Source organism: Paenibacillus sp. Leaf72 (assembly GCF_001422685.1).
In the GTDB taxonomy this organism is placed as follows: Bacteria; Bacillota; Bacilli; order Paenibacillales; family Paenibacillaceae; genus Pristimantibacillus.
Genome location: NZ_LMLV01000034.1, coordinates 134,697 through 156,135, shown reverse-complemented (window position 1 = coordinate 156,135; position 21,439 = coordinate 134,697). Strand labels below are relative to the sequence as shown.

Annotated in this window: 24 protein-coding genes; 21 read left to right on the top strand and 3 right to left on the bottom strand. The window is 38.7% G+C overall.

Annotated elements, in window-relative coordinates; genetic code table 11:
- Positions 1-6 precede the first annotated feature (6 nt).
- The 3 genes from ASF12_RS29875 to ASF12_RS29855 form a co-directional block, all read right to left on the bottom strand.
- Positions 7-327 carry a YolD-like family protein gene (locus tag ASF12_RS29875; RefSeq protein WP_056042448.1) on the bottom strand — a complete coding sequence of 107 codons (321 nt, stop codon included), beginning with the start codon at positions 325-327 and terminating at the stop codon, positions 7-9.
- On the bottom strand, positions 324-1,592 hold the full coding sequence (locus ASF12_RS29870; protein WP_056042447.1) for a DNA polymerase IV: 1,269 nt from the start codon (positions 1,590-1,592) through the stop codon (positions 324-326). Before ASF12_RS29870 ends, ASF12_RS29875 begins: the two co-directional genes overlap by 4 nt.
- Positions 1,593-2,726: 1,134 nt before the next feature.
- Positions 2,727-3,515 (bottom strand): hypothetical protein, encoded by a 789-nt coding sequence (locus tag ASF12_RS29855; protein ID WP_056042440.1) that lies wholly within the window; start codon positions 3,513-3,515, stop codon positions 2,727-2,729.
- 237 nt (positions 3,516-3,752) lie between these two features.
- Between ASF12_RS29855 and ASF12_RS29850 the strand changes: the two genes are divergently transcribed.
- The 21 genes from ASF12_RS29850 (at position 3,753) to ASF12_RS29730 (ending at position 21,121) form a co-directional block, all read left to right on the top strand.
- A complete protein-coding gene (locus tag ASF12_RS29850) occupies positions 3,753-4,757 on the top strand; it encodes a stalk domain-containing protein (RefSeq protein WP_056042439.1) in 1,005 nt (334 codons plus the stop codon).
- A 1,119-nt stretch (positions 4,758-5,876) separates the two neighbouring features.
- A complete protein-coding gene (locus ASF12_RS29835) occupies positions 5,877-6,071 on the top strand; it encodes a hypothetical protein (protein ID WP_056042433.1) in 195 nt (64 codons plus the stop codon).
- 32 nt (positions 6,072-6,103) lie between these two features.
- The gene (locus ASF12_RS29830; protein WP_056042431.1) at positions 6,104-6,376 is read left to right on the top strand and encodes a hypothetical protein; all 273 of its coding nucleotides are present in this window, start codon (positions 6,104-6,106) and stop codon (positions 6,374-6,376) included.
- Positions 6,377-6,793: 417 nt separating this feature from the next.
- Complete coding sequence (locus ASF12_RS29825; RefSeq protein ID WP_056042430.1) at positions 6,794-7,099, top strand: hypothetical protein; 306 nt, start codon at positions 6,794-6,796, stop codon at positions 7,097-7,099.
- Between the two features lie 33 nt (positions 7,100-7,132).
- Entirely contained in the window at positions 7,133-7,456 is a 324-nt protein-coding gene (locus ASF12_RS29820) for a hypothetical protein (protein ID WP_056042428.1), read from the top strand.
- Positions 7,457-7,458: 2 nt separating this feature from the next.
- Positions 7,459-7,842 carry a hypothetical protein gene (locus ASF12_RS29815; protein WP_056042426.1) on the top strand — a complete coding sequence of 128 codons (384 nt, stop codon included), beginning with the start codon at positions 7,459-7,461 and terminating at the stop codon, positions 7,840-7,842.
- Between the two features lie 313 nt (positions 7,843-8,155).
- Positions 8,156-8,521 carry a hypothetical protein gene (locus ASF12_RS29805; RefSeq protein WP_056042422.1) on the top strand — a complete coding sequence of 122 codons (366 nt, stop codon included), beginning with the start codon at positions 8,156-8,158 and terminating at the stop codon, positions 8,519-8,521.
- A gap of 67 nt (positions 8,522-8,588) precedes the next feature.
- Positions 8,589-8,939, top strand: coding sequence for a hypothetical protein (locus tag ASF12_RS29800; RefSeq protein WP_056042421.1), 351 nt, complete (start codon positions 8,589-8,591; stop codon positions 8,937-8,939).
- Positions 8,940-8,952: 13 nt separating this feature from the next.
- Positions 8,953-9,375, top strand: coding sequence for a hypothetical protein (locus ASF12_RS29795; protein WP_056042420.1), 423 nt, complete (start codon positions 8,953-8,955; stop codon positions 9,373-9,375).
- A gap of 72 nt (positions 9,376-9,447) precedes the next feature.
- Entirely contained in the window at positions 9,448-11,781 is a 2,334-nt protein-coding gene (locus ASF12_RS29790; RefSeq protein WP_056042418.1) for an ATP-binding protein, read from the top strand.
- Between the two features lie 114 nt (positions 11,782-11,895).
- On the top strand, positions 11,896-12,657 hold the full coding sequence (locus ASF12_RS29785) for a hypothetical protein (RefSeq protein ID WP_056042416.1): 762 nt from the start codon (positions 11,896-11,898) through the stop codon (positions 12,655-12,657).
- 29 nt (positions 12,658-12,686) lie between these two features.
- On the top strand, positions 12,687-12,896 hold the full coding sequence (locus ASF12_RS29780; protein WP_056042414.1) for a hypothetical protein: 210 nt from the start codon (positions 12,687-12,689) through the stop codon (positions 12,894-12,896).
- Positions 12,897-12,947: 51 nt separating this feature from the next.
- Entirely contained in the window at positions 12,948-13,346 is a 399-nt protein-coding gene (locus tag ASF12_RS29775) for a hypothetical protein (RefSeq protein ID WP_155973552.1), read from the top strand.
- Positions 13,346-14,992 (top strand): SNF2-related protein, encoded by a 1,647-nt coding sequence (locus ASF12_RS29770; RefSeq protein WP_056042411.1) that lies wholly within the window; start codon positions 13,346-13,348, stop codon positions 14,990-14,992. The genes ASF12_RS29775 and ASF12_RS29770 overlap by 1 nt, the downstream gene beginning before the upstream one ends.
- Positions 14,993-15,051: 59 nt before the next feature.
- The gene (locus ASF12_RS29765) at positions 15,052-15,489 is read left to right on the top strand and encodes a hypothetical protein (protein WP_056042408.1); all 438 of its coding nucleotides are present in this window, start codon (positions 15,052-15,054) and stop codon (positions 15,487-15,489) included.
- An 88-nt stretch (positions 15,490-15,577) separates the two neighbouring features.
- Positions 15,578-15,949 (top strand): DUF3895 domain-containing protein, encoded by a 372-nt coding sequence (locus ASF12_RS29760; protein WP_056042406.1) that lies wholly within the window; start codon positions 15,578-15,580, stop codon positions 15,947-15,949.
- 131 nt (positions 15,950-16,080) lie between these two features.
- A complete protein-coding gene (locus ASF12_RS29755) occupies positions 16,081-17,622 on the top strand; it encodes a putative bifunctional diguanylate cyclase/phosphodiesterase (RefSeq protein ID WP_162241948.1) in 1,542 nt (513 codons plus the stop codon).
- Between the two features lie 36 nt (positions 17,623-17,658).
- Positions 17,659-18,024: a hypothetical protein gene (locus ASF12_RS29750; protein ID WP_056042401.1), complete on the top strand. Its 366-nt coding sequence runs from the start codon at positions 17,659-17,661 to the stop codon at positions 18,022-18,024.
- A 553-nt stretch (positions 18,025-18,577) separates the two neighbouring features.
- Complete coding sequence (locus ASF12_RS29745) at positions 18,578-19,672, top strand: HD-GYP domain-containing protein (protein WP_056042399.1); 1,095 nt, start codon at positions 18,578-18,580, stop codon at positions 19,670-19,672.
- A gap of 757 nt (positions 19,673-20,429) precedes the next feature.
- Entirely contained in the window at positions 20,430-20,663 is a 234-nt protein-coding gene (locus tag ASF12_RS29735; RefSeq protein WP_056042395.1) for a hypothetical protein, read from the top strand.
- A 116-nt stretch (positions 20,664-20,779) separates the two neighbouring features.
- Complete coding sequence (locus ASF12_RS29730; RefSeq protein ID WP_056042394.1) at positions 20,780-21,121, top strand: hypothetical protein; 342 nt, start codon at positions 20,780-20,782, stop codon at positions 21,119-21,121.
- The last annotated feature ends 318 nt before the right edge of the window (positions 21,122-21,439 follow it).

Here is a 21,439-nt window from a genome sequence, read left to right as displayed (position 1 = left end):
GCGTCGTTAATCACATATGCCCTCGATTTCTCTAAATAAGAATTTGTCGCCATTAATTTGAAAAAGACCTTGTAGTGGATCTATTCTTTCAACGACGCCAGCTATCTCTATTTCTTGATATGGATGATACATTTTTATTCTGATAGGCTGTCGGCCACAAAGCGAGTTGTAGATTTGTTGTTCAAAAAATTCTTTTTCTTGTTCATCTAAAACTTTGCATTCTCGAATCCCTTCCTCGATGCGACTCTTGTTAATCGCTTCACGATGTTCAGGGATTATGAACCGGCTTGATTCCCATAAACCATTACCAAACAATTTTTTACTCATCTAAAATGACCTCCGATTTTCTGCCCTCTATCCCTAGCTTGGCCGGCAGGAAGGAGGGAGGATGCTCTCATAATAATCGTATCACCATATTTTTGTTTTAAAGAATCCGTTATCCTTTCTAAAGCCCTTGGTCGCTCAATATCATCGAAGATGGAAATTTGATACCCATTGTCCTCTACAAGATTTGATAAACTTAAAGACACTCTTCGAATCAATGTATTATCGCATTTTGTATGCAGCAGCTGGACAGCAGCACGGAATACTTGATTTGTTATATTCGTTGGATCTAACAGACGTACTTGCGATGAAAAGCCAGTAGGCCGTTCGTAATCAGAGCCCTGGCAAGAGAGGCTGACGGTGCTTCCCATTAATTTTTTATTCCTACATCGTTGACAAACTGTTTCTGCTAGCTCCAATAAGGGGGTAGTTACATCTTCCCTGTTTAAGCCATAAGGTAAAGTTATTTGGTTTGAGATTGACTTTGGTGTAGCCTCATGTGTATGTGGGTCTACAAAGCTGTCTTGCGAGATACCGTTGGCTATCCGCCAATAAAGTTCAGCGGTAATATCTGAATTTTTCCCCAATCTTGCCCGCAATCGATTCTTTAGTGTGGGGAGGGGGGTGTTGGCTAAATCACCAATTGAATATATTCCCATGCGCAGGAAATGCTTTCTCATTTGCGATCCCACCATAAACATTTGGTCGATTGGAAGTGTCCATAATGTATGTGGAAGATCTTCTTTTTCCAGAATAAATATGCCAGTCGCATTTTTTTTGGCAAAGCAACTTGTCGCCATTTGGGCTAAAATTTTGCTGCTGGATGATAATCCAACCTTTGCTACCAAGCCGGTCTCAATGAAAACCCGTCGCTGGATATCAGTAGCCATCTTAATCACATCATAATTAAAAAAGTGCAAACTACCAGTAATGTCTAATAGCTGTTCGTCAATGGAAAATACTTCCACTAAATTAGTGTATGATTTATAAATATTCGTGATTTGCATTGATATTTTTATGTATTCCTCCATTCTTGGACGAACAATAATCAAGTTCGGGCATTTTGCCAAGGCTTCCCCAATTCGATCGCCTGTCTTTACTCCTTTGGCTTTTGCAAGCGGACAAGCTGCTATAACCGGGGCTGTTCTTCTGGCTGGATCGCTTGCAACTACAAGAGGTTTGTTTGCATACTGAGGGTTATGAGATTTTTCTACAGAAGCATAGAATGCTTGTATGTCAATTAACGCAATCCAAGACTTACTTTGCATGGGTTATCACCTGGTAAGAAAGAATATTGCTTATACGGAATTTTCTAAACTGATTCGAGGCCAGACAAATGGCTTCAATAAATTCACCATTAACCGACCGTATTTTAATGCGGCGGTGACTGAAGTGTTTTTTCTTATCCATATAGATTACTTCAAGAGACCGTCCGATGTACTTTTCCATGTCACTCCTCCAAATAGGAACGTTTGTTCTTATTATATACGAAACACTCATTTTTATTCCAGTGAAAAAATTTTACAGCTTATTGTATGTGCAAACACTCCAAGGGAAGATAATCGACGGATGTTCTTAATTATTAATTCATTTCTTTTTTGACGTAACTTTTGAATGAATAATGATGGGGAAATGAATGGATGGGACATACGCTAATAAAAGTTGTTAATGTATACCCTATTCGATACTGGTGGTTAAGTGAGATTTTCTCCGATGAACTATACAAAGCAAATAATAAGACCAAAGGATGCGATGTATGCGGTGAGCACCAGGATGACATGCCTACAAGTCCGGGTTGCTCAGGAACTAATGATGGACCAAAGTATGATGATGAGGAAAACTGATTAATGCTGCTGTGAAAAATACAAAGTGATTATTAAAACCATTCGAAAGGATGGTTTTTTTGTTTTTCATGAAGGAATTCAATTCTGAACGCGGGGCTGGAGACAGCACGAAGGGGATAGTCCAATAAAATGCTCATTTTGCATCACCTGGGAAGTAACGCGATGCTGGAACCGCCCGCAAAGGAGATGGATATCACTTTTTAACATAGTTACGATAAGATGCAATCGCACCTAAAACGCTCCAAACAACATAGGAGGAACCAATTAAAATGATAAATAGTTGGATGGTTGCGTTGAACTCTTCCTTATGAATCGCAAGATAGAACGTCACTCCAGTCAGGAAGAGACGCAGCATATTTACTGTTTGACTCATCAAATACTTTTTTTTGAAGTTATTGTGGCATTCAATAATTGAATCCGTTGTAGAAATTCCGATAATAGGTTCTGGTTTGAAAAATATGTACCTTATCGAGAAGTAACAAACCCCAATCAATCCTAGTATTGTGAAGCATATTAGTATTAAATCTATGATCTTCATGATTTACTAAATTCCTTTCTTTATTCAAGATTGACTTTCATTACTTTACGCTGTGTAAATATCACTGTAACCCGATCTCCAGTCTGTAATTTCTTCCATTCTCTCTTATCGATGCTAAAGACTGTATCATTCACCCTGATTAGATATAAGCTATTTTTTTCAGAGGATGTCACCATAGGTATTCGTCCAATCCAAAGGGGTGAACCATCTGTGCGGGAACAATTTACACATTCGTATTTATCGGAAATACTACCACTCAATTTAGATGCAGCTTCGATTTTTTTTTGGTAAGAGTCATTAACTTCTTCCGTCTTCTGTTTTTGAATATCAAGTATAGCGGCATTCATCGAGTCAAAAAGTCCATTGGGAAGAAATGAACTTTGGATTACTACAAGGACAACTGCCATCATGATAGCAAGTTGCATGTGTTCACGATTCGATTCAGAAACTCTTCGCTTAAATAATGACTTTAGAAAAGCCATCGTCCCACGAAAGGTGCTGATCAACAACATCATCACAGCTAAGACAACCAGTATAAGAATCTTAACCGGAGAGAAGCTATCTTCAGCGATGATGTGAAGATTACGGATCGGAAGAATGTACTGACCTTCCCACCGGTTACCAAAGGATAACTGTATAAATAATACTAGGGGGATAACATATAGTGAAGCTTGCAATATATCGGGCCACAAAATTTTCATATGTAGTCCTTTTGCAGCAGCAACACCCCGCATCCTTTGAAAATGAAAACCAATTAGCGTAATGGATAAGAGAATTATCAGAACATAATAAATCGTGACAATAGACATATAATTTCCTCCTATATTGTTACTGCACTTTTAAAAACACTTCATACTCTTTGATAATCGTTTGTGGCTATTAGCCACAATGCAACCAAACCTTTCTTAAGTCTTCACTTAAAATGTATACCATGATTTACATGAATTGCGTTATGAAGTACAATTATATCATACTCAATTTATTGAAGTGTAATAAGCTTTTAAAGCTTTGTTAGTTCGTAAAATGATATGAAGGAGATAGTTAAGATGAACAAAGTAATGATTATTGCTGGGGTCACATCTTTATTCTTGCTCGTAACAGGATGTTCCGCCGAAAAAGTAAAATCCATTTTACCATCAAAGGAAAGTCCACCAATCCAAATAGTCATTAATGGAAAATTACAAAGCTTTAATGACGGCGCTCCATTTAAAAAGGATGGTACTATTATGATTCCGCTCCGGAAGGTGACCGAAGAGCTGGGGGCCGCGGTTAAGTACAAAGACGAAACATCGGACGTCCTTATTAGCAAAGAAAACACAACCATTTTGCTTCATGCAGGTGGTTTAGATAAAGAAGGCTCCAACTTCGTTGTTATCGATGGTGAGCGAAAGGATATGGGGGAATCGGCTATGATGATAGATCATCAAACGTTCGTTCCCATTTCATTTGTTGAAAGTATTGGTGGATCTCAGAGCTGGGTGTCTCAAGATCAAACGGTACAAATTACGCTCAAGAATATTATAGATGATGGCATTATGGAGCAAATCAAAATCTTTATTAAGGATGGCAAACCGATACCAGGTAATACGGGGCTTAGATTTTCGTGGGGGACAAAATACATAGGTGAGATGACACATAATGAAATACCACATGGAGAAGGCACTTTGTATTCACCTTCGTTAGCCATTTTGTATCAAGGTAGTTGGAAAAATGGTCTGCCGCACGGTAAGGGGACAATTGAAATCGATACTTCAAAAAAAATCACTCTTACTGGAACATTTGCTGAAGGAAATCTGAAATCTGGAACGGTTGCGCGTAATGGTAGCATTTTTTATGAAGGAGATATCGGAAAGAAAATCATAACAAAAGGGAAACTTAAGCTTCCTGACGGATTCATATTTAAAGGTACAATTTCAAAAGATCAAAAATCCGGGTTTGGTGTTATTTATTCCAGCAGCGGAATCAAGACATATGAGGGTTCAGTTGCATTTGATGGACTTTTGCTTTTAAACGAATTTACGTATACACGAGGAGTGAGTGAAACGAAATGATTTTAATTCTCCACATTGATGGAGAATGGACGAATATAAAATAGTTAATGCGATGGGTACAGGGGAAAATAGTTGAGGGTGCAGTGCTCTAGCGTTTACATCCTGCATTCTATATATCCTTTGATTAGCTTGTTTTATTTTAGGAGGACTAAGAATGCTGGTTTTATGGAATATGTTAGGGATCATCTCAGTAGTAGGATTCTATTGCATGAACAGATATGGTTGTTTTGCAGATAGAGGCACTAGTTTATTCTGTGCCTCTACAGCTGGTCTTATTTTTCTTGTAGCAAGTTTTGTATTTGGATGGTATGACATAGAACTCATTTTTAAGTTGTTTAGGATGAGAATCGTATTCGACTAATCCATAGATCATTGCTGAACTGATAGATGAGGATACAGAAAATGAAGGGAAGGCGTCTACACGTTGAAGTTGCGCAGCGTGAAGAACATGAACACCTAAAGATGTTAAGCGATTAATAAGCAGAGTTGGATATGGAGCGTGATTATTACATGCCCTTTTTCTTAGATATTTTTAAAAAAGACAATGAAGATATCATCAAGAACGGAGATATTCTTATTATTGGTTTGGCTGGATCGGGAAGATCATTCAATTGGATGCAGAACGGCTGTTGCAGGAACCATAACTGAGGACATGATCGAAATTGAATAGCAAGCGTACTAGGGGGATAAAATGAGAGATTTTTTGATCTACGCTGTTATGGTGATTATGGGCGGATATTTGCTTTATATTCTCGATAAAATGAGCAGAGAGTGCAAATAGCGAAGGTTCATAATGCTAATAGCGAAAGAAGGGGAATCCGAAATGGGTTGTGCGGTAGCGAACGGGACGACATGCTCAATAACTGGCGACAGATGTATGTTTTTTGTGCCAGACAGTAAAGCGTGCGCAGAAATGTACGGCGAAGGCCCTGATGCAGATAAGGATAGATGCGAAGACTGCCGGTTCTTTTTTGTCAAGGACGGGAAGCGTTGTTGTACATCTAAGCCATTTTATGCCGAGCCGCGAACTGAGTATTTGGAAGACGACCTGGTGAGTTGCGGTGGATTTGAACGACGACTTGACGCAACTAAGTAACTTTGAACATGGAGGGAATTAAATTGAAAGAAGTATCTGTATATCTTGTGGGTGGAACAAGTTGGATTTTCCAAACTGATGACAATGGTTTTATTGAATTCCTTACCAAATGGTTGTTAAACAGAGCGAGTGGCATGGGAGAATTCACCTTGAATAATGAGCTGATAATTTTAAATAAAGTACATATAAGCTTAGTGAAAATAGTTGATGTAACTTGATGAATACTTAAGAACATGAGGGGGGATTATCGATGAGAAAGCTTTTTCAACCCAAGTACTTACCTATATCTAAAGGCAAGATGCAGCAATATAATTATGAAACCATATGGTTTTTAGAAAAAGTGGCTGCTCATCTATTTAAATCAGCGAGTGGTATGGCTGAAACTCTTGATCAGCATACTCTGGTGGGTTTTAAGGAAAAGGTATTACACGGAACGATAACAGATGATGAAATCTTAAAGTTAAATATTATTCTTAAACGTTACGGATACATGAATTGGGTTTTTGGACGTAAAAGTGGCTAGCGGTAGGGTGGAAAACATTGTGAGAAGACAAAGATCTACTGGCTAAAATACGACGGACATGACTGAATATGGAGGTCGCATGAAGAATAAGCGCCTGTTTGAATGGTGTGTCATAATTTCGGCCCTAATAATCATTCCCGGCCTGATTATTTTTTGGCCTCGATATTATGCTTGGGGGACATTGATTTTGATTCTTTCTTGGTTTAAAGCATATATAGTTTTCTTTGGCTCCGAGCGTAAGGATACTTGATGAATAAAATTGACCATAAGGAGTGAGAGTACATGAAGCAAAAGAAACCTTTTAAATGTGTAGTTTGTGACAACCCAACACAGTACAAAGGAGAACTCTGTGACATTTGCGAGTCAGAGGTTAAGGCTGCTGAAGCCAACGGAACGAAGTAAATGGGGGTTGTAATTATGTCAGAAGGAAATAGTATACATGCTGCTATTCCACTAATTGAAGTAGACAGCTTTACGCGAAACTATTATGACCTCTTTATCACAGAGCGATTCGCAATTAGTACTGCAGGACCAGCGGATACGAGCGATATGGCCGGCCTAAATCAAGATTTAGAGAGCGGAAGTCTTTCTGTGATAACTTACCTAATTGCTAATGAATACGATGGTTTTACGCACATCATTAAAGATTCGGGAGAGTTTTTTTACGCCGTACAAATCAAGTCAGGAGATTGGGCGGATAGTTTTCTTAAGACATCGAGATGAATTGGCGGTAAATGAATAATTAGGAGTGAGGAAATGTTTAACTATCAACCAAGCAGTACGGAATATATAGCGGCCTTTGCTTCGCTATATATTGTTGCAGCATTAACTATATTCTTCATTCATTCGGCAAAAATACACAAAAAAAATCTAGTTATTCACAATAAGATTCAGCAGAAGGAAATTTCGGAAAAACTAGATCAGGAAAGAGAGCTTAAACGTCTTCAAGGCATCGAACAAGCCTTACAAGATTTTGATATGCCCTACGGAACTGCTAAGGATGTGTTTGATTGGCTGGAATCCGAAACAGGTTACCGAAGAGAACAAGAGGGCATATCGAAGAACATGGGAGGGCTATAAACATGAAAGCTGGTCAATGGATGTTTAATCACCAGTCAGACGGCATTTGGAACACCGGGGGTTATCACGATACAAAAGCCGCGGCAATCGCGGAGGGGAAGAGTTATTACCAACCAGAAGAGTACAAAACGTTGTATGTTGGTCAGATAGAGCCGTATTCAACATCTATAGTGATAGATCCTGAGCGTGTACTCGATGATATTAGGGAGACAGTATCTGACGAGTGCGGAGAACCAGCTGCGGATTTCTTATCCTATGTGAAACCGGAGCATGAGAAAATTTTATCCGAACGGATCGAAAAAGTGGTTAATGAGTGGATGCAGGAATTTAACTACGAGCCTTCATTCTTCAGAATGGTGAAAGTAGAGCCATTCAAGAACGAATAAAATGAATAGTTCGTCGGAAGGATGAATCGAATGGATAAAAGTAACAATGAAAAAAGGAACTCGTTAATTGGTCTTCTTAGACGCATTAATATCTCTATAACTTTTGGGATAATGGGTGTAATTCTTACTTTGGCTTGTGGAATCCTGATTTTGATAGTTGTCGATAGGCTTCGTAATGGCGAGTCCAACTCGGAGACTCTCTTGAAAATAAGTCTGGGTTGTCTATTATGTTCACTTTTGTGTTTTAACATTGCTTTAGAATGGCGTTAACCAGCATTATTCCATAATGTACAAGATTCGAGGAGGAAGAAATATGAGTGAATCCATAAAGTTATCTGTATTGGCAGCTGACACGATTTTAGGATACGAGGATGCAAGGTACACGTTGACCGCAGAGGAATTACGGCAGAAGTTGGCTGATGGTGAATATACATCTGAAATCACCTGGTATGTCGCTACTGGGCGGCAATGGGCTCCAGATGCTAAAAAAATGGTTGAACAGTACATTGAAAATGAAAATAACAATGATTTGTATGAAGGTTGGGACGCACGCGCTTACAAGTGTATGAAACCCGAACATTATGAACGCATTCAAATAATTATGGATGAGGCGTTCAAAAGCACTTATGCCACTCAATATTGGACGCTTGAGGGTCCAATTGTCGAGATCGATGTTTAACCAGTCATTACTTGAACGCTTATTAATTAGGACTCAAATACTCATATTACATTTTGGAGGGGTTTGAATGAAAGCACGTATTCGTGAAATGCAAGAAGATATTCTGAAGTTAATAGAATGGCAAAATCGTAACCAAGATGTCCCGGCCATTGTTAAAGCAGCTGTCAGTAGTCATAAAGCTGAATTGGTCAAAGCTGTTGGAGCTTTACAGGAACCACCGTTTGATAAAGGAGAAACGGTAGAACTGTGTTCCAGTAGTTATGAAGACTCTGGACTTTATAGCGGAGATGTAGGCCGGGTATTGGATTTAACTACGTCCTATGACTCAATTGGAAACGCATCTTTTGATATCAGAGTTTCATGGAATAAAGGGGTCGAAGAATGCTGGATCAGTGCTGAAGATTTTTACGTGCATTAGGGAGGGAAAGTTTTTGTTTCAAGAAATTAAAGAAATTTTGAAAAAGGATCGCTCAAGCATTTCATCTGCGCTTTTGAAAAAAGATTGGTTAAGCATTTTATATGCGCTTTGGTCGCTGTTAGCTATAGTAGTGGGGACTTGGTTATTGTCTAATGCATGGGGAACAGAAATTAATAAGGCGCAATTAATTATAACCAATACTTCAAATTTTGAGGTACATGGTGAAATTACAAACGTAAGGTATGAATTTAAATCCTTAGCAAAGTGGGGTGATCCTCTAGTCAAAACAACGTATCTAACGATTGATAATAAAGAGTATATTCTATCTAAATATTTATATGATTTAGAGTTTTTGGAGGTTGGTCAACTCGTCAAGGTAAGCGGACGAGATAATGGTATTCATACTATTGAATTCAATAAAGAAATTAGTAAATGAATCTAATGAAGTATTTTCGTGATGTGTTGAATTTTCCTCATCGAAATCAATATAAAAGGAGAACAAAGAAATATGTTACTTCCATTCGAATTAGATCCCCAAATCATTCATCATATTATTCATCATCAGGCAGGTTCAATCGGAAAGGCCATCATTGAATTAATCATGAATTCAGTGGATGCAGGCGCGCAAACAGTAAAGATAACAATGACTAAAGATGGATTCACTTGTGAGGATGATGGAAAGGGTTTTTCCAGCAAAAATGATGTCCTCAATTACTTTGGACGGTTTGGCACCCCACATCAAGAAGGGGACGCTACTTATGGAAGGTTTCGGCTAGGTAGGGGTCAAATCATGGCACATGCTTATACGACATGGAAATCCAACACTTTCATTATGAGTGTGGACACACAGAAAATGGGCTATAACTACGATCTGTCTGAATCTAATTTGGAAGGTGGACTACCAGGCTGCCACATCGATGGAAGCTGGTACGACAAGCTTTCTGAAACTGAGTTAATGAGCACCTTGCAAGAAATTCGAGACTTAGTAAGGTATACGCCGGCAAGTGTGACTCTCAATGATAAAACGATAACGCGGAATCCCGCAGATGAGAATTGGGATTATGAAGATGATTACGCTTACTATCGAGTTCGATTAGAAGGAGCTGTTTCAATTTATAATCAAGGCGTTCTAGTACGGCATGACTCTTCTCATTTATGGGGAGCTGGAGGGCTTATCGTCTCGAAACAAGCTATCTCATTAAATGTTTCGAGAACGGAGATCTTGCGAAAAACCTGTGGGGTCTGGAAAGTCATTGCTAAAGAATTTCAAGTCTTGGTTAATCGCATCACAGAAAATTTAATTTCTAAACGTAAAACAGAAGCCCGGCGTGAAAAATCAGTTCGAAGCTTGTTAAGTGCGGAAGGAAACCTTCAAGAAATATATCGAAATGAGGAAGTAATTACCCTTCTTCCAAACCGACATGTTACATTGGACTATTTTCTCCGTAGGCTTAAATATGATTACAAAATGAAATGCTGCGTAGTTGAGAATGATTTTGACGTTCCAAAAGCGGAGACAATGGGTCGCGCTAAACTATCCATGTTTATTCACCCTAAAACAATGGCTCGATTCGGAGCATATACGCCAGGACAGTTTTTAGAGTCCTTAGAGATAGTGTTGGCGAATATTGGCGAATATCGGGAAACTCATAACATAGGATATGGAGAACATTATACTGAAAAGGTTACCTTAATTGATTATCGTTTATTGAGCGATTCGTTTGTAGAAAAGCTAGAAATTCTAAAAGAAAAAGAAGTTTTGGATCGTGAAACCCAAAGAGTATGGACCGCATTAAGGTGGTGTCTCCAGCAATATGCAGGTGCTTGTCTAGGCAAGAGAATGTACAAATGTGGAAGATTGGCATATAACGAAGATAGATTTGAAATCTTTGTTGGATATTCCAATACGGCAGAAGCTTGGACAGATGGTTCATCCTACATTGCATTCAATGTCGATGTTGTAAAGAAATTGAAGGGGAATCCCATTAAAACGGCCTCCTATATCTTTAATGTGTTGGAACACGAAATTGCCCATGAAGGAGATAGTTTAGGGGCAGGGCATGATGAAGCGTTCTATCAACGTTATCATGACATTTCAATTAGTATGAGTTCTGAACGACAAAGGTATATGCATATGTGGCTTATGAAGTACACATATAGTCTTGAACTTGAAGGAAAAAAGAGCGCTGGCTTAGCTTGGTCTGAGCGGCTATTGATTGATCGTGTTGGTAATGGCCGCGAAAAGAAAGGGTTAGGTAAGCCCATTGAAGACGTGCGCGATAACCCTACTGTTCAAGCTCATGTTCCAATTGAAAATATTATGTTGATTGAATCAATAAATGCTGGATTTACACAAAATGGACTACAACCTGATAAGTCCCAATGGGAGAGAATCATAGAAGAGGCTGTGTCCACACCGGAGACAACTTCTCATGAAGTTGATACTGAAGCTGCTGATGACGAAGAATACGAATTATATAGGAAACAACAAGCCGAAGAATGGGAGAAAGAAAAAGACAGAGTTGCAGCTCTCATTGGAATTGAAAATAATGCATTAAATCAGGATATTTTATTTAACTTGTCCTATCTGGAGGATGAAGAACTGCTGGAAATTTGGAAATCATGTTATATCCAAGAGAACGGTAGGTATGAATTCATTCTAAATGCCGTAGAACAGGATGTGCAAAGTGAGGATATCGAACCGGATTTGTTTAGTGAGATTGATCAAAAATTTCATCATCTCATCCAGGAAGGGGAAACGTTGTGGTCTATTGAGAGAAATGCTGCAGCGGCAGGTTTTTTACGTATTCCAGAATACTTGATATGGAGAAGTGGCGGTTAAATCAATTTTAACTGCCTTTTCAATATATGGGTTGTTGCATTCCTAATCGGGTCATATAACGTACTTACATTTTGTTGTGTGAGTGTGAATCCGCAAAAATGAGGGGAAGAGAAGATGCTTCAATTTAACGAGGATCAGAAAGCGGTTTTGCTTAAAGATACTAAGGCTCTATTTTTTGCAGCGCAACAACTGCATGAATGGGTGAAGGAGAATAAATTGAGCGATAATATGGCTAAAACTCTTCCAAGTTTAATAGAAAGCCATTTTGTGTCTATCGGCAAGGCTCTCGATTATGATAGTCATTTAATGAAAGAACATGAGGAGCGCTACGTTGAAATTCGTAGAGTAAACCAACAGGTCCGTGATTTGGAAAATCAACTTGCATCAAGTAAACCAATTGATGGAGTCCAGCAGCAGCTTCGTGTCTTACGCGATACGATCTACAACTGGTGGACAGAAAAGGGTTTTGCTCATGTTTCTGAAATAACTTTTTCAGGCTGGGGTAGTGCTATCGTGGAATTTTCACTTTCACTTGATGCCAGCAGCAATGCATTACTGAATGATAAGCCAGTAAGTGAAAAGAAAAGGAAGCTAAACAAGATTCAGGATCTAATTGATCTTGGTTTTGAGCTTGAGAAGGAAAAAGAAAGTGGTAGCAGCTGGAACGTTTTGGACACACCTAATAACCGGCAAATACTTACGAACATGATCATTGGACGTTTCCCTTCGGTTAGCATTAGTAAAATGGAATCGTGGGCAAAGGGTGGCTCTAAAAATAATGATACCTGGACAATATGGCGGATGGTTGCATCTATTCATGATCTTCGGGATATTCCTCTTCTGGTAGATTTGAATATGAATGACAATAAAGTTTAGATATTAAATCTAAAGCGGAGGTACTTAGGATGAACTCATTTACTCGCACTATTACGAACATTGGTATGACTGAAAAACTGGAGTACAAAGGTGTTACTTATACCAAGCGATATGTAAAAGATAATGGTGGTTATACAGGTTTAGATCAAGCCTGGGAGAACGAAACCGACTTACCCGATGAGGTAATTGATGCATTGGAAAACGATGATGCATTGGATATTATGGATGCATTGAAATAAAGATTATACGTGTAAATTAGCCACATCTTTATTTTAGAAAGGAAGAATTTGATGATGCCCGTTGAGAATGATCAATTAAACGGATTATTGGAATTTCAACATCAGATTATAGAACAACTTAAGCTGCAAAGATTCCACACTGTGCAAGAAAAACAGACACAATCCGAAGTTGAATTATATTTAACCTCGGCGGGATATTCATTCGAACGCGAGAAAAGGCTTTCAGAACGTGATATTCCTGATTTTTTCTTAACTAGTCAGTATGGCAGCCTTGTCTTGGAAGTGAAAATAAGATGTCCGAAAAGGCAGATTTTCCGGCAACTTGAGCGGTATGCATCTCATGAATCTGTCTATGGCCTAATCTTACTTTCGGGAACGAGTATGGGTCTTCCTATTGAAATTAATAAGAAGCCAAGTAGATTCGTCTCTTTAGGGGAGGGATGGCTTTAATGAAAACATACGGTGAATTGTTACTAATTGAAGGCAAGTGGAGAATGAGTAGTGTTCCGCCACATGTTGTAATTCGGCTAAAACAACTGTTCCCTCGCATTCCAAAATGGATGACAGGAACCTTTACTTTTCCAAATGATACAAGCCATTGTGCAGATTTATCATGGTTCACCGTTCGATATCCCTTGCAAATGACAGAACAAGACAAATTGGTTTTGGAGGGTGGACGTGACATATTTGAACGTAATCAGGTACGAATGGAAGAAATACTGCTACCCGATTATGCTCCTCCGGTTCGCGTAGGACTAAAGGAAGGTCAGTCTGTTAGGCATTATCAAGCCCAGGCAGTTGAATTATTTCTCTCAAGGACATGTCAGTTACTTGGTGATGATGTAGGCCTAGGGAAAACCTATACTGCTGCCGCGGCTTTCTTAGATACAAGAACTCTTCCAGCCGTTGTTGTAATGCAAACTCATCTTCAAGATCAGTGGCGGGAGAAAATTGAGGAATTTACTAATCTGCGCGTCCATAAGATAAAAGTTACACGGCCTTACGATCTGCCTGAAGCAGATGTATACCTTTTTAAATATAGTCAACTTCTTGGATGGGTCGATTTATTTGAAGATGGTTTCTTTAAGTGCGTTGTCTATGATGAAATTCAGGAATTAAGAAGAGGAACTGATAGTGGGAAAGGGAGAGCAGCCAAAAGGCTGTCGGAATCGGCCAAATTTTGTATGGGACTTTCAGCGACACCTGTGTATAATTTCGGGGCAGAATTGTGGAATATATTGGAATATATAGATCCTTCACTACTTGGTTCCAACCATGATTTTCTTAGAGAATGGTGTATTGGTTCAAAGGAAGTACGTGATCCAGATGCTCTAGGAACTTATTTGCGTGAGCACCATGTGATGCTGCGTCGGACAAAGCGAGAAGTTGGCCAACAGTTGCCGCCAATTAATACAATAGTTGAAACGATAGAACCGGACAGTGTAACACTGAAATCAGTAGAAGATCTGGCGAAGCAGCTGGCTATAAAAACGACCATCGGATCGTTTTTGGAGCGTGGGCGGGCTGGAAGGGAATTGGATTTGTTGATGCGTCATGCAACAGGTGTTTCTAAGGCAGTTGCTGTTGCTCAATACGCTAAAATCTTCCTTGAAGCAGGTATACCTATTTTGCTCGTAGGCTGGCATCGAGATGTATACGATATATGGCTTCGTGAATTAAAGGATTGCTGTCCAGCAATGTATACAGGTAGCGAAAGTGAAAAGCAGAAATCAGAATCTGTCAGACGATTTGTTGAGGGCGAAACGGATGTATTTATTCTATCGCTGCGCAGTGGAGCTGGTTTAGATGGATTACAGTACCGTTGTTCGACAATTATTTTTGGAGAACTGGATTGGTCCCCTAAAGTGCATGAACAGGTCATAGGTCGATTGAACCGTGAAGGTCAGGTGGAGCAACTTACTGCCGTTTATCTAAATGCTGATGAAGGGTCTGATCCTCCAATGGTCGAGCTATTAGGTATTAAATCATCACAGGCTAGTGGGATTAATGATCCAGGACGACAATTTGAAGCCAGATTTACAGATAAAAGCCGAATAAGCGCATTGGCTGAACAGTTTCTTTCCAAAGTGATGTGATTATAGTTGATCATAACAAATGCTAATGCTTAATTCGAAGCTAGTATGGGGGTACTTAAGTGGAAGTGCAAAAAAATGTTGGAGTCTTTGAGATTGGTTTTATCCGTACAATCCAATTTATAGCCTATTCGATTGCTCTGATTTCGTTTATTTTTTTGTTCATCCTTATACATATTGGAGCGCCACTCGGTCCATTCATTCAGATGAAAGTGAACTTTCCTTTTTTTAAAACCTCTTTTCTGATGGATGGAGTTCTTTGTCTATCCGTAGTAATTTTCTTTGAGGCTATTTTTATTTGGATGTCCGGAGGCTTTGCTCTAAAGCATTCGAAAATGTCATTTTTAATGGCGATGTTAATTTTAAGCGTTACTACAATATTTTTTTGTTGGGTTATAATTACTTTGTTTGTTTCCGATCTGTCAGGAAAGGTTTTCTGTTTAACAGGAAGTCCCTTATGCTCAATTCATAAAGTTTTAAGTGAAATGAAAAGTATTTAACTTGGAGATAAACACAACCAGTGATTGAACGTACACTGGTTGTCTTTTTGCTATGACGACTTAAACTGATTATGGGAGGTGCTTTTTGATGAACGATTACATGCAAATGGATTTATTTAATGAAGGGTATGAACCAGATTCAACAAGACCACACCGCAGTAGCGTTAAGATAAACGCTTTGGCAGGTCATAAAATTCATTTGGATTTTGAGTACGGCGAGTGGATAGATGCTTATTTGCAGGAGGGAATTACTAGTGCCCGCGAAATGACTGATCGACTAGTAGTGGAGCTCAGTAAAAAAGAAATTGAGGTTCAATTTTTTATTACTGGAAAGCCACACCTGTATATACCGGTGTGCGTGTATTTAGATGGCTTAGTTCGCAAAGAAAAGCTGGAATATCTGTTCGGAACTGAAGTCGATAGGAAATACCAATTGCGTTCTAGAACGACAACCTGGTAATTACTCTGAAAGCGTAGGTGATCGACTTGAAATTAAGATTGAAGTACATGACGACCTTGGGAATCATTCAGCTTAGCCTCTTAGCAATCTATATAATAATGGTATCAAATTCGGGGGTTAAGGATGTAAGAATGAATATGACAATGTTGTTGGTGTTGTCGTTAGTCGCTTGCATCTTATTTGTGTATTTGCATAAATCCATTTATCAGAGAATTATCGCATTTAGAAAGCATTTAATAAACCTATTAAAGAGTAGGTCTTTGAAAACTCATCTTACACAGGGGAAAGACGAGCTGGATGATATCCATCACATGTTTAAATACTTAATGGATGATCTAAAGAGGGACCATGATGATATCTCAAAAATAGCCTTTATGGACTCATTGACCGGTGTTCCCAATCGAATTTATTTTTATGAAGAGCTTCAGAAAGCGATGGATATCGCAAAAAAATTAAAACAAAATATGGCCGTCCTGTTTGTTGATTTAGATCGTTTCAAACATGTTAATGACTCATTAGGTCATCATGCTGGCGATGAGCTGCTAAAATCGGTTTCGGCTAGGTTGTTATCCTTTAATCATTTCGTTGATCTAACCCTATGTCGAATGAGTGGTGATGAATTTACGATTATCATTCAAAATTCCAATAGAGAGTTGGAGCTAATCCCCTTTATGGATAAGATGATCGTGAGCTTGGCTGAACCTTATACAATCATGGGGCAGCAAGTGATCGTTACAGCAAGTATGGGCTTATCCATATTCCCCAGAGACGGTGAGACATCGGATATTCTACTTAAAAATGCAGACATGGCTCTGTATAAAGCTAAAGAGCTTGGTAAAAACAATTACTGTTTCTATACGGAGGATTTAAGAGAAAAAGTAGAAAGAAAAGGGCTTATGGAGCGGCAGCTAAGGAAGGCAATTTCTAACGAGTCACTTTATCTCATGTATCAGCCCAAAATTGATGTCCATACGGGTGCAATGGTGGGGACAGAGGCTCTATTAAGGTGGGATGATTCGATTTTAGGAGTCGTATCACCGGGCGAATTTATTCCGCTTGCGGAAGAAACGAATTTAATTGTTTCTATTGGTGAATGGGTACTTCGATCTGCATGCGAGCAAAACATTCGCTGGACACGACGTGGGATGACGCCCATGGTTATTGGGGTGAATCTTTCAACGATTCAATTTGAACAACATGGATTTATTGAAATGGTCTCCAACGTTTTGTTGGAGACTGGCATGAAGCCTGAACTGTTAGAAATAGAAATAACCGAAAGTTTTGGCGTTATAAATGTGGAATCCGCAATCTCCAGATTAAATGAATTAAAAAAAATGGGGATTTCCATTGCAGTAGATGATTTTGGAACCGGATATAGTTCACTCAATTATCTGAAACGTTTGCCGATTGATTGCTTGAAAATTGACAAGTCTTTTGTAGATGATATTACCCAAAATCAAGATGATGCAGCTATTGCTACAGCTATTGTGGCTCTGGCTAAAGCATTGCAATTAGATGTTACGGCAGAAGGAGTAGAAACATTCGAACAGATGGAATTTTTAAAAGGCATCGGCTGTACGAATATGCAAGGTTTTTTATTCAGTAGACCACTTACTGGAAACAAATTAGAGGAGTTTTTTATGATGACGAACTCTTTAGTGGAACAAAGATAATCTTAATTTACCAGCAAAATTGAAAGGAAGTTGACCATGGATTATAAATTATTGAGAGAGAATATGTTCTACTTGATCAACATTGTAGCCTTAGGGCAAAAGTACAATTGGAATGATGAAAAATTAAAAGGACAGTTGAAGGAAGCTTTCGAACGATTTATGAATGGTTTTGATTTAAACATGGATTTTTCATCTTTTAGCAAGGATGAGCTGGAACGGTTAGGATTTTCAGCATATAAGATTAATAGTAGCCAAACAATCATGCTGATTCCAGTATACATGATTCCCTTCCTGCCAAATGATACTGAGGTTATAAGCATTTTTGGTGACAAACGAATATTGGATAATGTAGATTTTGATGATCGTGGAGGGCACTTAGCCTATGGTATAAGTGTCATTTAACGTTGATATCACTTGGTGTATACTTCAATTATGCTGCAAATAACACAAAAATATAGAGCGATAATGTGTTGTTGTAGTTGGAGATACAATTAATCGATTCATTTATTTTCGAATGTAGGCAATAGCATGGAATTAAGAACTGTGAGATTAAATGAGCGCAGCTGACTACAATGTTGGAAAATGGTTAAGATCGTAGCGTAGCAATAGCCATACGTTGCTTGTTCTTTGGGGCTCAGTGCACAATGGGTATTCAGGCGATGGAGGAGACAGCTGCCGCTATTGTGACGTTTCTTCTCCTAGTCTATCTATTTAAATTAAACAATTACCCATTTGGGTAATTGTAAACCATGAATTACAGTGGTATTATTGCATTAGCGATATATAGCGAGTAAACAATCACTTTAAAAAATCCCTCTACATTTGTAGGGGGATTTTATATTGAAACTGGGATTTTCATTGGCAAACCAAATGACGCTCGAATCGTGAACCACAGAAGAAATGTGATTTGCGGTATTTGTTAGGATAATACCAACAATAGAACGGAGTAAAAGACATGAGATTAGTGTCGATTGACAGATGTACGCCAGGCATGCAGTTGGCCAAACCCATCTATACGGATAATGGAAATTTATTGCTTGGAGTTGGTGCTGAACTCACTGAGACATTTATTCATCGACTTACATCTTTAAATGTAACGACTCTCTATATCGGTGGAGATAAAATAACCGAGGATTTGATGGTGGAAGATTCAATTCCAATGGGTCAGCGCATTAAAGCTACACAAACGATTGAAAAAATATTTACTGAAATTAAATTGGGTATACATAAAAGTAAAGCTATGCTCAGTTGCGAAATCGTTAATCAATTTAAAGAAGTATTTAGATTGTTATTACAAGAGATTCAAAGAAATAAAGATTTAATGCGGCTGCTAACTCATATCCAGATAAAGGATCACTATTTGTTTACCCATTCGTTTAATGTAACCTTGTACACTGTTGCGATCGCAATAAAAATGGGTTTCAATCAGAAACAACTTCTTGAAATTGGTGTTGGTGGTTTGTTACATGATGTAGGAAAGCTATTCCTCCCAAAAGAAATCTTGCAGAAGGCGGGGAAGCTAGATGCTCATGAATTTGAATTAATTAAAAAGCATACCGAGTTTGGGTTTGATTTTTTACGTAAAGATCCTGGTATTTCAGTAGTGACAGCTCACTGTGCTTATCAGCATCATGAGAAACTGGATGGCACAGGGTATCCAAGAAGGCTTAAAGGGAATCAAATACACTTATATGCTAAAATCATGGCAGTAGCCGACGTGTTTGACGCACTTACGACGAATCGAGTCTATAGACCTGCTATGCTTCCGCATGAGGCGATGGAAATCATTTGGGCAAGCAGCCATACGCATTTTGACATTGATGTTGTAACGGCATTTAAACACAGTATAGCCCTATATCCAATAGGAGTCACTGTACTCCTTAACACTGGAGAAACCGGTGTTGTCGTAGGGTATAATCGTAATATCCCGCAACGACCAGAGGTGCGTGTTTATAAAGATTCGGAAGGTATAACATTAGAAGAATTTTTCGTAAGAGATTTGTCTGAGGAACTGACTGTTATGATTTCAGAATGTGATGCGATCTTATAATATTTCATTTGAAATACAGGATGAATTGAAACATAGGAGGAGCGAGAAAATACATGCTCGTATTAAGTGAGCCTGGGAGTACGAATTGGGTTGTCCAATATCAAGGGCTACGCTTTGACGTCACAGAACGATTGGACAGCAAATTGTTAATCCGGAGTAGCGGACCATTCGTACCTTTCAATTTGAACTGCGTGAAGGAAAAGGATGGAAGATGGCAAAAGTGGATATCCTTATCTGAAGCAGACTTCATTTTAGAATATAATCATACAAAATCAATAATTAGAATTATACATGCACCTGATCAAACGTGTTATTGTTCTTTATGGCCAAAGGTAAATGAGTTTGATTCTGGACAAAAATATGAGGCTTTAAATTCATTTTTAGCCGATTTCATCATCTATCGTATCATGGGATATGCTGAAGAGTTACATCATAAATGCACAGTATTTAATTGCTTGAAGTGCAGTAGAAAATGGGTCTTGTGTAAACCACGTTTTCCATCATTGGGTTTTTGGCAAGAGTACCGGGCAGATTTATTTCTTCAGGAGATATTTCAATGTTGAATGTGGAAATGTGTTTTGATCAACAGTATCCGAACTAATAAACCGGTCCCTGGCAAAGGTATGCGGTTTATTTGCGTTTATCCGAAAAGACAACTTGAAAAATAAAACCATACACAAGAAAACCGGTAGCTAATAATAGTTACCGGTTTTTTCTTTTATTAATGATTTCATATCTCATGAAAGGAGGAGGCCGAATGTATTGTACTCATTGTGGGGCTAGACAGTCGAATGGGACAACGGATGTGGAGCGGGTAATAAAGGAAGGGGAATTTACAATTATTAATGTTCCTGCTTTAATCTGCTTATATGAAGATTGCGGCAAGATTCAGCTAGAGCCTAAAGCAGTTCGTAAGATGCATCAAATTCGGACTGATGTTATCAACGGAGTAAGAGCGTTCGAAACCATTATCCCGTACGATCGTCATTGATAATCGTGCATAGATGGATAAGTTTTGTTTTCTACAGATTATGATAAGATCCAATTGTAAGAATATGAGCAAAACAAAGGCAGGTTATATTAAATCTGGTTTAAAGGGGAATATGAATGAATAAGCAAATTTCGATTGAAATGATGGAGGAAATGCTGAACAAGAAGCTGAGTGAAGAAGAAGGGAAAATAGTGGATATACTTTCAGGGTTGGAAAAGCAGTCTCAAGCGACGCTGCTGGAGCTAATGCTTCATTATGGAGACAAGCGTTGGATGGATGCCAAAAATGAAAAGTATGTACCGAATGAAGCAAATAAGCAAACTATTGAATCTTTATTAGAGCTTAATACGGATCAAATCATCGGAGTGATAGGGTTTTTAGTAGCGCGGCTATACAATAACGAAGATTTCAATGTTGCTATACAAGAGGCTGTTGGAACATTTTCTCCCCAAAAATAATTACACATGGCTCCTGAATGTTCTTCCGAATGTGCAGCTTGAGCAAATAAATAAGGTTGAAGACTAAAACGGCTGCGAAACTGCATCTCGTGAGCTTGGTGGTCCTATCGCTAGAGCACGATTGGTGCAAGCATCACCATAGACTAGGAGGCAAGATGCGGAGCTAGACTGCTGCGGGCCATGATATTGATTGTACTCCCTATATCTCTGGCTTAGCCCGGTCTGTTGGCCTCAGACGTCTTCATCCGAATGATACAATCCAATTGTAAGTAAAGCAGCAGCGCTGTGCGAAACCTTGGTTAATGAACTAAGCTGAAT

Coding starts and splice junctions, on each gene's coding strand:
- ASF12_RS29875 (WP_056042448.1), bottom strand. CDS start 327: ATGAGTAAAAAATTGTTTGGTAATGGTTTATGGGAATCAAGCCGGTTC.
- ASF12_RS29870 (WP_056042447.1), bottom strand. CDS start 1,592: ATGCAAAGTAAGTCTTGGATTGCGTTAATTGACATACAAGCATTCTAT.
- ASF12_RS29855 (WP_056042440.1), bottom strand. CDS start 3,515: ATGTCTATTGTCACGATTTATTATGTTCTGATAATTCTCTTATCCATT.
- ASF12_RS29850 (WP_056042439.1), top strand. CDS start 3,753: ATGAACAAAGTAATGATTATTGCTGGGGTCACATCTTTATTCTTGCTC.
- ASF12_RS29830 (WP_056042431.1), top strand. CDS start 6,104: ATGAGAAAGCTTTTTCAACCCAAGTACTTACCTATATCTAAAGGCAAG.
- ASF12_RS29825 (WP_056042430.1), top strand. CDS start 6,794: ATGTCAGAAGGAAATAGTATACATGCTGCTATTCCACTAATTGAAGTA.
- ASF12_RS29820 (WP_056042428.1), top strand. CDS start 7,133: ATGTTTAACTATCAACCAAGCAGTACGGAATATATAGCGGCCTTTGCT.
- ASF12_RS29815 (WP_056042426.1), top strand. CDS start 7,459: ATGAAAGCTGGTCAATGGATGTTTAATCACCAGTCAGACGGCATTTGG.
- ASF12_RS29805 (WP_056042422.1), top strand. CDS start 8,156: ATGAGTGAATCCATAAAGTTATCTGTATTGGCAGCTGACACGATTTTA.
- ASF12_RS29800 (WP_056042421.1), top strand. CDS start 8,589: ATGAAAGCACGTATTCGTGAAATGCAAGAAGATATTCTGAAGTTAATA.
- ASF12_RS29790 (WP_056042418.1), top strand. CDS start 9,448: ATGTTACTTCCATTCGAATTAGATCCCCAAATCATTCATCATATTATT.
- ASF12_RS29785 (WP_056042416.1), top strand. CDS start 11,896: ATGCTTCAATTTAACGAGGATCAGAAAGCGGTTTTGCTTAAAGATACT.
- ASF12_RS29780 (WP_056042414.1), top strand. CDS start 12,687: ATGAACTCATTTACTCGCACTATTACGAACATTGGTATGACTGAAAAA.
- ASF12_RS29775 (WP_155973552.1), top strand. CDS start 12,948: ATGATGCCCGTTGAGAATGATCAATTAAACGGATTATTGGAATTTCAA.
- ASF12_RS29770 (WP_056042411.1), top strand. CDS start 13,346: ATGAAAACATACGGTGAATTGTTACTAATTGAAGGCAAGTGGAGAATG.
- ASF12_RS29760 (WP_056042406.1), top strand. CDS start 15,578: ATGAACGATTACATGCAAATGGATTTATTTAATGAAGGGTATGAACCA.
- ASF12_RS29755 (WP_162241948.1), top strand. CDS start 16,081: ATGAATATGACAATGTTGTTGGTGTTGTCGTTAGTCGCTTGCATCTTA.
- ASF12_RS29750 (WP_056042401.1), top strand. CDS start 17,659: ATGGATTATAAATTATTGAGAGAGAATATGTTCTACTTGATCAACATT.
- ASF12_RS29745 (WP_056042399.1), top strand. CDS start 18,578: ATGAGATTAGTGTCGATTGACAGATGTACGCCAGGCATGCAGTTGGCC.
- ASF12_RS29735 (WP_056042395.1), top strand. CDS start 20,430: ATGTATTGTACTCATTGTGGGGCTAGACAGTCGAATGGGACAACGGAT.
- ASF12_RS29730 (WP_056042394.1), top strand. CDS start 20,780: ATGAATAAGCAAATTTCGATTGAAATGATGGAGGAAATGCTGAACAAG.